General features: G+C 43.4%; 17 protein-coding genes. 12 read left to right on the top strand and 5 right to left on the bottom strand.

From position 1 onward, the window contains the following. Positions 1 to 29: 29 nt before the first annotated feature. Positions 30 to 1,004 (top strand): MBL fold metallo-hydrolase, encoded by a 975-nt coding sequence (locus NR125_RS04885; RefSeq protein WP_009332853.1) that lies wholly within the window; start codon positions 30 to 32, stop codon positions 1,002 to 1,004. Between the two features lies 1 nt (position 1,005). Further along, entirely contained in the window at positions 1,006 to 1,800 is a 795-nt protein-coding gene (locus tag NR125_RS04880) for an SDR family NAD(P)-dependent oxidoreductase (protein WP_009332852.1), read from the top strand. Positions 1,801 to 1,837: 37 nt separating this feature from the next. Here NR125_RS04880 and NR125_RS04875 read toward each other — a convergent pair whose 3' ends face one another. Beyond that, a complete protein-coding gene (locus NR125_RS04875; protein WP_009332851.1) occupies positions 1,838 to 2,044 on the bottom strand; it encodes a YqzH family protein in 207 nt (68 codons plus the stop codon). A gap of 239 nt (positions 2,045 to 2,283) precedes the next feature. On the opposite strand from NR125_RS04875, the gene NR125_RS04870 reads away from it, so the two are divergent. The 3 genes from NR125_RS04870 (at position 2,284) to NR125_RS04860 (ending at position 4,132) form a co-directional block, all read left to right on the top strand. Continuing rightward, positions 2,284 to 3,543, top strand: coding sequence for a Y-family DNA polymerase (locus tag NR125_RS04870; RefSeq protein WP_009332850.1), 1,260 nt, complete (start codon positions 2,284 to 2,286; stop codon positions 3,541 to 3,543). A gap of 14 nt (positions 3,544 to 3,557) precedes the next feature. Further along, a complete protein-coding gene (locus tag NR125_RS04865) occupies positions 3,558 to 3,893 on the top strand; it encodes a YolD-like family protein (protein WP_009332849.1) in 336 nt (111 codons plus the stop codon). A gap of 80 nt (positions 3,894 to 3,973) precedes the next feature. Further along, a complete protein-coding gene (locus NR125_RS04860; RefSeq protein ID WP_019380330.1) occupies positions 3,974 to 4,132 on the top strand; it encodes a hypothetical protein in 159 nt (52 codons plus the stop codon). A 19-nt stretch (positions 4,133 to 4,151) separates the two neighbouring features. Here NR125_RS04860 and NR125_RS04855 read toward each other — a convergent pair whose 3' ends face one another. Further along, complete coding sequence (locus NR125_RS04855) at positions 4,152 to 4,370, bottom strand: CDGSH iron-sulfur domain-containing protein (protein WP_009332847.1); 219 nt, start codon at positions 4,368 to 4,370, stop codon at positions 4,152 to 4,154. Positions 4,371 to 4,484: 114 nt separating this feature from the next. Between NR125_RS04855 and NR125_RS04850 the strand changes: the two genes are divergently transcribed. Together NR125_RS04850 and NR125_RS04845 are read left to right on the top strand one after the other, a co-directional pair. Further along, positions 4,485 to 4,811 carry an iron-sulfur cluster biosynthesis family protein gene (locus NR125_RS04850; RefSeq protein ID WP_009332846.1) on the top strand — a complete coding sequence of 109 codons (327 nt, stop codon included), beginning with the start codon at positions 4,485 to 4,487 and terminating at the stop codon, positions 4,809 to 4,811. A 191-nt stretch (positions 4,812 to 5,002) separates the two neighbouring features. Further along, complete coding sequence (locus NR125_RS04845) at positions 5,003 to 5,539, top strand: hypothetical protein (protein WP_009332845.1); 537 nt, start codon at positions 5,003 to 5,005, stop codon at positions 5,537 to 5,539. A 45-nt stretch (positions 5,540 to 5,584) separates the two neighbouring features. Here NR125_RS04845 and NR125_RS04840 read toward each other — a convergent pair whose 3' ends face one another. The 3 genes from NR125_RS04840 to NR125_RS04830 all read right to left on the bottom strand — a co-directional run bounded on the left by NR125_RS04840 (position 5,585) and on the right by NR125_RS04830 (position 7,793). Then, positions 5,585 to 6,511, bottom strand: coding sequence for an alpha/beta hydrolase (locus tag NR125_RS04840; protein WP_009332844.1), 927 nt, complete (start codon positions 6,509 to 6,511; stop codon positions 5,585 to 5,587). Positions 6,512 to 6,635: 124 nt separating this feature from the next. Further along, positions 6,636 to 6,767 (bottom strand): hypothetical protein, encoded by a 132-nt coding sequence (locus NR125_RS04835; protein ID WP_019380331.1) that lies wholly within the window; start codon positions 6,765 to 6,767, stop codon positions 6,636 to 6,638. Positions 6,768 to 6,884: 117 nt separating this feature from the next. Then, positions 6,885 to 7,793 (bottom strand): hydroxymethylglutaryl-CoA lyase, encoded by a 909-nt coding sequence (locus NR125_RS04830; protein ID WP_009332843.1) that lies wholly within the window; start codon positions 7,791 to 7,793, stop codon positions 6,885 to 6,887. A gap of 192 nt (positions 7,794 to 7,985) precedes the next feature. Here NR125_RS04830 and NR125_RS04825 point away from each other — a divergent pair, with 192 nt between their 5' ends. The 5 genes from NR125_RS04825 to NR125_RS04805 all read left to right on the top strand — a co-directional run bounded on the left by NR125_RS04825 (position 7,986) and on the right by NR125_RS04805 (position 11,555). Continuing rightward, a complete protein-coding gene (locus tag NR125_RS04825) occupies positions 7,986 to 9,173 on the top strand; it encodes an acetyl-CoA C-acetyltransferase (RefSeq protein ID WP_009332842.1) in 1,188 nt (395 codons plus the stop codon). Positions 9,174 to 9,234: 61 nt separating this feature from the next. Continuing rightward, positions 9,235 to 9,924, top strand: a complete 690-nt coding sequence (locus NR125_RS04820; RefSeq protein WP_019380334.1) for a CoA transferase subunit A — start codon at positions 9,235 to 9,237, stop codon at positions 9,922 to 9,924. A 24-nt stretch (positions 9,925 to 9,948) separates the two neighbouring features. Next, the gene (locus NR125_RS04815) at positions 9,949 to 10,617 is read left to right on the top strand and encodes a CoA transferase subunit B (protein WP_009332840.1); all 669 of its coding nucleotides are present in this window, start codon (positions 9,949 to 9,951) and stop codon (positions 10,615 to 10,617) included. 243 nt (positions 10,618 to 10,860) lie between these two features. After that, a complete protein-coding gene (locus NR125_RS04810; protein ID WP_009332839.1) occupies positions 10,861 to 11,232 on the top strand; it encodes a VOC family protein in 372 nt (123 codons plus the stop codon). Positions 11,233 to 11,309: 77 nt separating this feature from the next. Beyond that, positions 11,310 to 11,555, top strand: coding sequence for a YqkE family protein (locus tag NR125_RS04805; protein WP_009332838.1), 246 nt, complete (start codon positions 11,310 to 11,312; stop codon positions 11,553 to 11,555). Positions 11,556 to 11,575 lie beyond the last annotated feature (20 nt).

The following is an 11,575-nucleotide window of genomic DNA, read 5'->3' as shown; positions in this document are numbered from 1 at the left end:
AAATATAGTGATTTAGGGGGATTGTTAAAATGGCAAATTGGAAGAATGGAATTGCAAAGCTTGTTATCCCGACACCTTTTCCTGTCGGTGACGTTAATGTATATGCAGTGAAAGGGGAAAAGCTGACTCTTGTTGATGCCGGCCCTAAAACGGATGAAGCATGGGAAGCCTTAAAATCCCAGCTTAAAGAGCTGAATTTAACTCCCGGTGATTTTGAACAGGTTGTCCTCACACATCATCATCCCGATCATGCCGGGCTGCTTGACTTTTTCCCTGATAATCTCGATGTGTTCGGGCACCGGGTTAACCAAAGGTGGCTGTCCCGGACGGACCAATTTCTAAAATTTCATGATGAATTTTACATAAAACTGTTCAATGAATTTGGGATTCCTGAAAGTTATTTTTCCTTTATAAATAAGATGAAAAAGACTCTGCGCTATTCCTGCAATCGTACTCTGACGGGCGAACTGGAGGAAGGCAGGCAGCCTGAAGGGCTGGACGATTGGACGGTAATGGAGACACCCGGGCATGCACAGAGCCATATAGGTTTGTTCAGGGAGAAAGATGGTGTATTTCTTGGAGGAGACCATTTGCTTGCACACATTTCTCCTAATCCCATCCTGGAGCCGCCGCTTCCCGGCAATACGGAACGGCCAAAGCCGCAGATTCAGTATAATGAGTCGCTGAAAAAGCTGCAGCAGCTTCCAATATCCCTTTTTTACTCTGGACATGGTGAGGATATTACAAATGTGAATGAGTTAATAAACGAAAGGCTTGGCCGGCAGCATGAGCGGGCAATGAAAGTAAAGGCATGGCTCGAGTCCGAATCGCTCACTGTTTTTGAAGTGTGCCGCCGCCTTTTTCCGAAAGTTTATGAGAAGGAGCTTTCCCTGACGATTTCCGAAACGGTCGCTCAGCTTGACTATTTACATTCAATAGGAGAGATTTATATAAATAAAGAGGAGGAAGCATTCTTGTATTCCGCATCAAAAGAGGTGGTTTGATTTGTCAGACAGATTAAAGAATAAAAATGTGATTATTACAGGTGCATCCGGAGGGATCGGGGCCCAGATGGCTGTCCTTTGTGCCGAGAGGGGAGCGAACCTTGTCCTTCTTGCCCGCAGTTTTGACAAATTGCAGGAACTGCAGGCAGATTTGCTGAGGCGTTTTTCAGTGGATGTTTACATACATAAACTTGATGTTTCGGACACTGACGAGGTCTCGGCTGTTTTTTCCGAGGTACTTGCCCGGTTTGATCATATAGATGTTCTTGTGAATAATGCCGGGTTCGGCGTTTTCCGGGAAGCGCATGAAGCAAACGTTGAAGAAATAAAGGGAATGTTTGATGTAAATGTAGTTGGTTTAATGGCTTGCACCAGCATGGTGCTACCGGTGATGAGGAAGCAGAGGAGCGGCCATATTATCAACATCGCCTCACAGGCGGGCAAAATTGCCACACCGAAATCCAGTGTCTATTCCGCAACCAAGCATGCTGTTCTTGGCTATACGAACAGCCTTCGGATGGAGCTGGCTGACAGCAATGTCTTTGTGACTGCTGTTAATCCCGGACCGATTGAGACAAACTTCTTCAATATTGCCGATGAAAAAGGCACATATGTGAAAAATGTCAGCAAATTTATGCTTAAGCCCGAATATGTTGCGCTCAAGGTAGTTAATGCAATGCTCCGGCCGGTCAGGGAAATTAATCTTCCTCGGTGGATGAATGCGGGAAGCATCGTCTATACACTTTTTCCAGGGCTTTTCGAAAAAATTGGAAAACGTGCATTCAATCAGAAATGAAAAGAAGCCGGAGCAATCGCTTTGGCTTCTTTTTCATTCAAAAATATGGTGAACCAGTAATATACCCGTATACCACATCATTTACTATTTCATGCAGCTCGCTGTCTGCTTCTTTATTTTTCTCCTCTATTACTTTATTGAATATCTCTGCAAATTCCCTGCTCTCAAACGAAATGGAATGGCTGTCCTCGTTATATTGCTTTAAACAGTTTTGAACCATTTTATATATCAGTTTTTTGTTCATTATTTTTGCACCTCAAGCTGATTATACTGGCTTCTGGTAATATCGGCACCTGGCAAAAGAACCTGTTTTAAGAAAAAACGCGTAAAATTTCCATTGAAACCGAACGCATATTCGCTTAATATAATGGGTATACATATATAGAACGGATGTTCTTGTTTGTTTTTATTGGATTCAGGAGCTGCCGGCCAGCATAAGCAGGTACGGCGCCTTGCGCTTTTCTGAAGGAGGATGTCGATGTCATGGTTGATTACAGCGCAATGCCGAATAATCAAATTTTGTGTGTTGATATGAAGAGCTTTTATGCAAGCTGTTCTGCTGTCATGCTTGGTCTGGATCCTCTTGATTGCTATCTTGTAATTGCCGGGAATGTGGAACGGAAGGGCAGCGTTGTTCTGGCTGCCTCTCCGCGAATGAAAAAAGAGTTTGGGATAAAGACAGGGGCCCGGCTTTTTGAGGTTCCAAATGATCCGCGCATTAGAATTGAGGAGCCGAAAATGGCGACTTATTTAAGAATCTCCACTGAAATCACCAGGGTGTTTAACCGTTATGTCCCCAAGGAAGCCATCCATACCTACAGTGTCGATGAAAGTTTTATAAAGGTAGACGGTGCAGTGCATCTCTGGGGTGATGCCCAGACAATTGCCTGGAAAATAAAAGATGATATTGAACGGGAATTTCAGCTCCCCTGTGCCATAGGAATAGGGCCTAATTTGCTTATGTCAAAGCTCTGCCTGGATCTTGAGGCGAAAAAAAAGGGGGTTGCTGAATGGACGTACGAAGATGTGAAAGCAAAGCTGTGGAATGTATCCCCTTTAAGGGAAATGTGGGGCATCGGCCGCCGTGTTGAAAAGACATTGAATGGAATGGGGATTTTTACAGTTGGACAGCTTGCCCGCTATGATCTGGCTAAGCTTGAAAAAAAGTTTGGGATTATGGGCAATCAGCTCTATCACCATGCATGGGGTATTGATCTGTCGGAAATAGGGGCACCGATCATGGAAGGGCAGATCAGCTTTGGGAAAAGCCAGATTTTACTGAGGGATTATAAAGAGGAAAAGGAAATTAAGCATGTGGTCCTTGAGATGTGTGAGGAAGTGGCAAGAAGGGCCCGCAGCCACCGCAAAGCCGGAAGGACCATCAGTTTTGGCCTTGGCTACAGCCAGGATGAATTTGGAGGAGGCTTTTACCGCTCAAGGACAGTTGACCAGCCAACCAATATTACGATGGATCTTTATCGCGTTTGCCTCGAGCTTTTTGACGAGAATTATGAGGGCAAAACAGTGCGTCAGATTTCCATTTCCCTCGGCAATATTACGGATGACAGCGAAATGCAGCTGAATCTGTTCGATTTGGATGGCTGGAAAAAAAGGGAGCTCGGCTACACAGTGGACCGGATCCGCTCCAAGTTTGGAGGAGGAGCTTTGCTAAGAGCCGTCTCTTATACAAGCGCAGGAACCGCCAAGCACCGTGCGACATTGGTTGGCGGCCATAAGATGTAAAAGGGGGTCAGCTCATGATTCGCGATCGGGGCAGAATAAAATGGACTTCTATGATGCTGCCGGAACATGTAAAGCTCTTGAGAGACTGGGCAGAGGAAGATACGTACGAGCAAAAGCGGGAATTGGATGAGCAGAAATTTGAATATATGAATGAAATTCTTTCGGAGGCAATGGAATTTCAAAAAAGCGTTACACTTACTCATTACAGGGGCAGAAATTATGAACTGGTCATCGGGAGCATCCATTACTGGGATGAACTTGGCCAAAAGCTTCATATTGTTGATCGATTTGGGGAGATTCACCGTATTTCCATTAACGCTATAGCGGATGCGCGGTTCACGGAAGAATAGAGCTGTCTGAACTGGATGAATTTAAAACGGGTAGTTTTTGGGCGCGGGAAGCACCTTAACAGCAGGGGGGTGTAAGAAATATGCCTAGAGGAAAAGAACTGGAACAGCTGCCGATGGCTAATATCGCACCAGGGGCAGGAGAAGACAGTACGGACAGGGACCGGGAAATGCTACAGGGGATTGTACAGGATGAAAGAGCAACACCCGCAGGAATAAAAAATGAAAAAAAACGGGGATGACTGTCCCCGTTTTCCACCCTTATTGCTTGTCGTCGAGAGCTTTCTCCGCACGGACACAGGATTGGAAAGTTCCTTTATGAGTGCCGTCACAAAATGGGATTTTTTGGGACCTCCCGCAGCGGCAAAGGGAGAAGGTTTGTTTTGTTTCAAATTTATTGCCATCCATATCAATTAACTCTACATCACCTGTTACACGCAGCGATCCATTATCCATTACTTTAATCTGCGCCTTTGACATATCCAATCATCCTTTCACATTTTGGTGGCTGAATAAGCAACTGTCTCTTTCAGAAGCATGTTATTCCTATCTGTGTTAAAATACAGCATATGCAAAGGGGAGGTAGTTTTAAACATGGAAATTGCATTAACTGAATTGGCGGCTGAAAAATTGTCCGAACGGATTGCCGGCAAAGATGGATTCATAAAACTAAAGTATGATATAGATGGCTGCGGCTGTGTAGTAAGCGGGGTAACGGCTCTCTGGCTTGTTAATGACCTGGATGAAGATGACAGGGAAATTAAAACGAACGCTGGCAGCATATATGCGGAAAAATCAAAGGAAGTATTTTTGGATGACGATTTAACAATAGACTTTTCAGTGAAAGCAAATTGCTTTCAGTTAAAAAGCCCAAATCAGTATTTAAACCCTAGGATGAGCTTTATTGATAAAACAAAATAATGATGTAGCAGGCGGCCGCTGAGGGAAGGCGGTCTTTTTTAATAGGTTACATAGGTAAAAATACCCTTCCAAAATTCTGGAAAATAAGGTTTTAATATATTAGTAAAAGGTTACAGGCTAAATAGAATAACAATAACAAAGATGTTTTGTCATTATTGGTGAAGAGAGAGTGCTGATGGGGGGAGATTCGAATGAAGCAGAAGTTATTTTTGCTGGCAGCAGCTTTCCTGATGCTGTCAGGGTGCAGTACAGCAACAATGGGCCAGGCGATTGATGATGGAATTCCATTCAACGTAAAAGAAGTCTTACATAAAGAAAAAGTAAAAGATGGAGTCATACTGCTGTATTTAACGCAGCAGAATGATGGACAAAACGAGGTCGAGGCCATGGCGGCTGCCTATTTGAAGGGCAGTGACAAAAAAGGCTGGAAAAATGAAGGCCATAACCATTGGGAATATTATGAGAATGAACATATGACCGTTTATAAAGATACTTTTTATGATTACGATAAGGAAGGTAAATTAGAAAACAGATTACCGATTATTTTTGGCGAGATTCAGAGCGGAGATATAAAAAAAGTAGAGGTGGCCGGCAAGGAAGAGAAATTTGAAGAAGCGGCTATTATTAAAAAAGAAAACAAACGCTATTATTTTAAAATGGGAGATTTTCATACTGCAAGAGGGCTGTCGGCAGAGGGCAAGGAAATCATAAAGAAAAAGAAAAATTAGAGGATCCTATATGAAGCAGCTGGCTCACATTGAAGCCAGCTGTTTCTATTGTGATAAAGTATCTTTGCTGCTGACATACTGATCCAAAAACTCGTCGATGACTTTTTCATAATCTTCTCTGTTTTCATTGAAGGATTGGGCATGGATTCCATTGACAGCAAGGTAAAGTTGTTTAGGGCCTTTTTTCTTCTCGTATAAAGCCTCGGACATGGTCGGCAAAATAAAATCATCTTTTTCACTGTGTATGAACAGGATGGGTTTCTTTATATTTTCAATTACAGAAATAGGCGATACATCTGCGATGGAGTATTTCTCACGCATCCGCAGAAATAGATCGGCAACAGGCAAAAAGAGCTTTGGAGACAGCCTCATTTCTGCTTTCAGACGGTAAGCCAGCTGCTCTTTAAAGTCTGAAAAAGGGCAATCGGCGATGTAAAAGTCGGCACCGTCTTCGAGCATTCCCGCATAGAGGATCATTGTAGCAGCTCCCATGCTTTCGCCATGAATGCCAATCTGAATAGTTGGCCCTTTTTCCGCTTTAAGCCAATCAATAATTGCTTTTAAATCAAACTTTTCATAATGTCCGTAACTTGTCGTTCTTCCTCCGGATTCTCCGTGGCGGCGATGATCATAGATAACCGCATTAAATCCCCGGTCCAAAAAAAGGTTCATATATTTAATCGAGTTCATTTTATTTTCCGTAACCCCGTGGGAAATAACAATATAGCGACTATTTTTATGCGGTTCGACAGCCACAGCTTTTAAGTTATAGCCAAATGGGGAGGGAATAAGCACTTCTCTTTTTGGCAGGCTTTCATACTTGATAAGATCAAGTCTGCCGGACTCCTTCTCCCTTTCTAAAATAAAGTCATCTTCCTTCTTTCTCATAAACATAAGCCTATTGGTAAAATAGACGCCGAGTGATGAAAGAAAGAGTACGATGGAAAATAAATAACGTAAAAACCTTCTCAAACCCATCCCTCCATCTTTTTTCTTTATTTTACCATTCCGGATAAAATTAAAACAGAGATGTGAGCCGGGACATGCAGAAATTTCAGAAGGAATCTCGGCATGAAAAAAGCCGCTTTTCGGCGGCTTATTGCTTTGCGTTTTGTCTTTTAGTTGGATGAATTGCCTTTTCTAAATCCTCGGCAGCAATCGTCTGGTTTACTGTATCGGAATTCGGCTTTCCCTTCTGGCTATATCCTTTATCGCGTTTTTGGCTCATCGGATAATCCCCCTTCTAATAGGCTTCAGCTGATTTGAGTTCGTCAGCTGCTTTAGCAGTTGCTTTCATCTAATAAGATGCTATAAGAAAGGGCGTATTATTCATCTTAAGAAGCTGCTATTGAACAGTTTGAGCGTTCAGCCTGAAATAGGTGCTTTCAATCGGCCTGGAAAGATGAGGCTGAACAATTTTTACCGCTTCAAGTAATTGATTAAGATTAACATTGGTTTCAATTCCCATACGCTCTAGCATATACACAACATCTTCAGTTGCCGCATTGCCTGCAGCGCCCGGGGCAAATGGGCATCCGCCAAGTCCTCCGGCGGAAGTATCAAAGCGGTCGACACCTGCCTGTAAGGCTGCAAAAATATTAGTGAGAGCCATTTTTCTTGTGTCATGGAAATGTGCAGTCAGCAGGGTAGTTGGAAACTCTTCTTTTAAACGGGAAAAAAGCCCGTGCGATTCATGGGGAGCAGCCATCCCGATTGTATCTGCCACGCTTAATTCATCAGCCCCTGCGTCAACAAATTGACGGCATAGCCCAACTGTATCTTCAGGGTCGATTGCTCCTTCATACGGACAATGAAATGCCGTAGAGATGCAGGCGCGGACAAAGTAACCTTTCTCCTTCAGTTCTCCGATAATCGGCTTTAGTTCATCCATGCTTTCCTGAGTGGATTTATTAATATTTTTCTTATTAAATGTATTACTTACACCGACGAAAACGGCAACGGCCCGGCATTCAGTCATATATACCCTTTCAATGCCCTTGCGGTTTGGGGCCAGCACGATATCCCTTGTATTTGCATCAAGGCAATCTGCCGTAATTTCAGCTGCATCCCCCATCTGCGGAACCCACTTAGGAGACACAAATGAAGTAAGCTCCAATTCTGTTAATCCTGCATTTTTTAAACTTCTAATAAAGTCTTTCTTGACTTCGGTGGGTACAAAGGACTTTTCATTTTGCAGTCCATCCCGAGGGCCCACTTCAATGATGGTTACTTTATTTGGAATTGCAAGCGTCATGTTTTCCTCTCCCGTTACATATTTTAGATTGTGCCTGGTAAGCGTTTTCTTAAAAATGTTAAATCCCTTGAATTTATTGTAGTAGGAAAGCATTTTTGATTGCAAGAATAATAAAAATTTTGACAAAATAAAAGGAATTTTGAGATCTTGGCACGAATACAAGCAGAGAGATGTTTTGAAAGGATGAGAGAGATGGCACAAACAGAAGTCGTAATAGTCAGCGCTGTCCGGACAGCAATCGGCAGTTTTAATGGAAGCCTTAAAGACGTATCAGCACCAGAGCTTGGGGCGATTGCGATAAAAGGCGCACTTGAAAAAGCAGGTGTAACCCCAGATCAGATAGATGAAGTAATCCTGGGGAATGTCCTGCAGGCAGGTCTGGGACAGAATCCGGCAAGGCAGGCAGCTCTTAAAGCGGGCCTTCCTGAAAGCGTTTCCGCGATGACGATTAATAAGGTCTGCGGTTCCGGGCTGAAAGCAGTTCATTTAGCTGCACAGGCCATTTTAGCCGGTGATGCAGAAGCGGTGATTGCTGGCGGCATGGAGAATATGAGTCAGGCTCCTTACATACTGAAAAATGCAAGAAATGGCTTTAAAATGGGAGATCAAAAGCTTATAGATTCGATGATATCAGACGGGCTCTGGTGTGCATTTAATGATTACCATATGGGAGTTACTGCTGAGAATCTCTGCTCTAAATACGAGCTGAGCCGGGAAGAACAGGACGAATTCGCAGCAGCCAGCCAGGAAAAGGCGGCAAAGGCAATTGAAGAAGGAAAATTCAATGATGAAATCGTTCCTGTGGAAATTCCTCAGCGAAAAGGGGATCCGATTGTTTTTAATACAGACGAGTATCCAAAAAAAGGGACGAATGCTGAAAAGCTCGCAGGCCTGCGCCCGGCGTTTAAGAAAGACGGCAGCGTAACAGCCGGTAATGCTTCCGGGATTAATGACGGTGCTGCGGTATTGCTTGTTATGAGCAAAAAGAAAGCAGATGCACTTGGACTTAAGCCATTAGTAACGATTAAAGGAAATGCAAGTGCAGGTGTGGATCCAAGCATCATGGGCATTGGCCCTGTTGCTGCGGTAAAAAAAGCTCTTGAAAAGGCTTCTGTTTCCATGGATGAATTGGAGCTTATTGAAGCAAACGAAGCATTTGCAGCCCAGTCGCTCGCAGTTGACAGGGAGCTTCGTTTTAACAAGGAGATTCTGAATGTAAATGGCGGGGCAATTGCGCTCGGACATCCAATCGGCGCAAGCGGTGCAAGAATTCTTGTAACTCTTATTCATGAGATGCAAAAAAGACAGGCGAAAAAAGGCCTTGCAACTCTATGCATCGGCGGTGGCCAGGGGGTAGCCACGGTGGTGGAGCTTGCATAGGAATATCGAAAATAAATGAAAAGCAAAAAAATTGAGTATTTCAATGAAAGGAGTGATTGAAGTGAAGAAAATTTGTACTTCCTTCAGTGAAGCAGTTCAGGAAATTCATGATGGCGCTGTCCTTATGGTTGGCGGCTTCGGTCTGTGCGGAATCCCTGAAAACCTTATTCTTGCTTTAGTTGATAAAGGGGTCAAGGACCTTACTGTCATTTCAAATAACTGCGGTGTTGATGATTGGGGGCTTGGGCTGCTATTAAAAAATAAACAGATTAAGAAAATGGTCGGTTCTTATGTCGGCGAAAACAAAGAGTTTGAGAGACAGGTTCTTTCAGGCGAAATTGAAGTAGAGCTGCTGCCTCAAGGAACGCTGGCGGAAAAAATTCGTGCAGGCGGTGCCGGCATTCCTGCTTTTTATACGCCGGCAGGAGTAGGCACACCGATTGCAGAGGGGAAAGAAACCAAGGTTTTTGACGGCAAGGAATATCTCCTTGAAGAGGCACTGAAAGCAGACTTCAGCCTTGTAAGAGCATGGAAGGGCGATAAAATGGGCAATCTTGTATATCACAAAACTGCCCGGAACTTCAATCCGATGATTGCAGCAGCAGGCAAAGTGACAATTGCAGAAGTGGAGACACTTTATGAAATTGGTGAATTGGATCCTAACTATATTCATACGCCGAGCATCTATGTCCAGTCGCTGATTGAGGGAAAACAGGAAAAGCGCATTGAAAGACTGACTGTGAAGAAATAGATACGGACGGAAGGAGAGGGACTCATGAGTAACGATAAAGCAGCAGTCCGCGAGAAAATTGCCAGACGTGCTGAGAAAGAAATTGAAAATGGCTTTTACGTTAATTTGGGAATCGGCATGCCGACATTGGTTGCAAACTATATTTCTGATAATAAAGAAGTAGTCCTTCAATCTGAAAATGGATTACTGGGAATTGGACCATACCCTGCCGAAAGCGAAGTTGATCCGGATTTAATTAATGCAGGAAAAGAAACAGTTACCGCAATTTCGGGGGCCTCCTATTTTGATAGTGCTGAATCTTTTGCGATGATCAGGGGAGGCCATGTGAATATTGCCATTCTCGGCGGCATGGAGGTTTCTGAAAAAGGGGATCTGGCAAACTGGATGATTCCCGGGAAAATGATCAAGGGAATGGGCGGTGCAATGGATCTGGTTCATGGCGCCAATAAAATCATCGTCATCATGGACCACACCAATAAAAATGGAGATTCGAAAATCCTTAAAGAATGCAGCCTGCCTTTAACAGGAAAAAACGTTGTTGACCGCATTATAACTGAGCGGGCAGTCATCGATGTCACTGATTCTGGTTTGAAGCTTGTTGAAGTCGCTAAAGGCTTCACAATCGAGGACATAATCAATTCAACAGAACCTGAATTGCAAATTGATGAAAACGTTGTAACAGAAGCTTATTAATTTCTTTTGAAAAGTACAGCTGCATGCTGTGCTTTTCATTATTTTTGAATTGTTTTTAATAAATTTCAGTGTTTATATTTGCACATAACTCAATGTCCTGCGGGAGGAGGCTCTCGTTCCTCTCCGCGGGAAAGCTTGAGTGCCTGCAGCGGAAATCAACGGGCAGCATTCAAAAGTGCAAACAACTAATGAGAAATAGAAATAGGCCTCTTAATAAGAGGTTGAAAGAAAAGAGGAGAAAAAATGAGTTTTTCATTTAAAGGAATCGATCATATCCAGCTGGCAGCTCCAAAAGGCTGCGAGGATGCAGCGAGGAAATTTTACGGTGAGCAGCTTGGACTGAAGGAAATTCCCAAGCCTGAAAATCTTCAGAAGCGCGGCGGCTGCTGGTTTATATGCGGAGATCAGGAAATCCATATCGGGGTGCAGGAAGGCTTCCTGCCGGCCAAAAAAGCCCACCCTGGATTTATTGTAGAAAACCTCGAAGACTTGAGAAGCAGTCTCCAAGAGCAGAAGATAGCTATAAAGGAAGAACCGCCAATAGAAGGAAGGAAGCGATTCTTTGTTGATGATCCATTCGGAAACAGAATTGAGTTCCTGGAGTATTTGTCGTAATAGCCATGCAGCCTGTTCCTTCATGAATAGAAAAATATGATATAATAAATGGCAAAATTAGTTGATGAGGGGATTATATGAAAAAGAAAAAACACCATTCCCAGCCTAAAAAAGACGATAAGCCAGTCACGCTTGGCGATATGCTAAACCAGGACTTAATGGAGCAATTAAAAGGGAAAAAGCAGGAATTAAAAGCTGCCGAAGATAAACAGAAGGAAGAAGATGAGCGCAAAAAAAGAGAGGAAAGAAGACTGCGCGAAAAAAATAAAAGTTTTGAAGAACTGCTTGGAGAAAGCGATCTTAACTGGAAAGAGTTCAAATAATAAGAAAAGCGGAAGGCGCA

The sequence above is a fragment of the Cytobacillus sp. Bac17 genome, from assembly GCF_024519925.1.
In the GTDB taxonomy this organism is placed as follows: domain Bacteria; phylum Bacillota; class Bacilli; order Bacillales; family Cytobacillaceae; genus Cytobacillus; species Cytobacillus pseudoceanisediminis.
Note: the sequence above shows the minus strand (reverse complement) of the source record. Positions and strands in the feature narration are given on the sequence as shown.

Excerpts from the sequence above, each read along its gene's own strand:
- NR125_RS04885 (WP_009332853.1), top strand. The coding sequence starts at position 30 with ATGGCAAATTGGAAGAATGGAATTGCAAAGCTTGTTATCCCGACACCT.
- NR125_RS04875 (WP_009332851.1), bottom strand. The coding sequence starts at position 2,044 with ATGAACAAAAAACTGATATATAAAATGGTTCAAAACTGTTTAAAGCAA.
- NR125_RS04870 (WP_009332850.1), top strand. The coding sequence starts at position 2,284 with ATGGTTGATTACAGCGCAATGCCGAATAATCAAATTTTGTGTGTTGAT.
- NR125_RS04865 (WP_009332849.1), top strand. The coding sequence starts at position 3,558 with ATGATTCGCGATCGGGGCAGAATAAAATGGACTTCTATGATGCTGCCG.
- NR125_RS04860 (WP_019380330.1), top strand. The coding sequence starts at position 3,974 with ATGCCTAGAGGAAAAGAACTGGAACAGCTGCCGATGGCTAATATCGCA.
- NR125_RS04855 (WP_009332847.1), bottom strand. The coding sequence starts at position 4,370 with ATGTCAAAGGCGCAGATTAAAGTAATGGATAATGGATCGCTGCGTGTA.
- NR125_RS04850 (WP_009332846.1), top strand. The coding sequence starts at position 4,485 with ATGGAAATTGCATTAACTGAATTGGCGGCTGAAAAATTGTCCGAACGG.
- NR125_RS04845 (WP_009332845.1), top strand. The coding sequence starts at position 5,003 with ATGAAGCAGAAGTTATTTTTGCTGGCAGCAGCTTTCCTGATGCTGTCA.
- NR125_RS04835 (WP_019380331.1), bottom strand. The coding sequence starts at position 6,767 with ATGAGCCAAAAACGCGATAAAGGATATAGCCAGAAGGGAAAGCCGAAT.
- NR125_RS04830 (WP_009332843.1), bottom strand. The coding sequence starts at position 7,793 with ATGACGCTTGCAATTCCAAATAAAGTAACCATCATTGAAGTGGGCCCT.
- NR125_RS04825 (WP_009332842.1), top strand. The coding sequence starts at position 7,986 with ATGGCACAAACAGAAGTCGTAATAGTCAGCGCTGTCCGGACAGCAATC.
- NR125_RS04815 (WP_009332840.1), top strand. The coding sequence starts at position 9,949 with ATGAGTAACGATAAAGCAGCAGTCCGCGAGAAAATTGCCAGACGTGCT.
- NR125_RS04810 (WP_009332839.1), top strand. The coding sequence starts at position 10,861 with ATGAGTTTTTCATTTAAAGGAATCGATCATATCCAGCTGGCAGCTCCA.
- NR125_RS04805 (WP_009332838.1), top strand. The coding sequence starts at position 11,310 with ATGAAAAAGAAAAAACACCATTCCCAGCCTAAAAAAGACGATAAGCCA.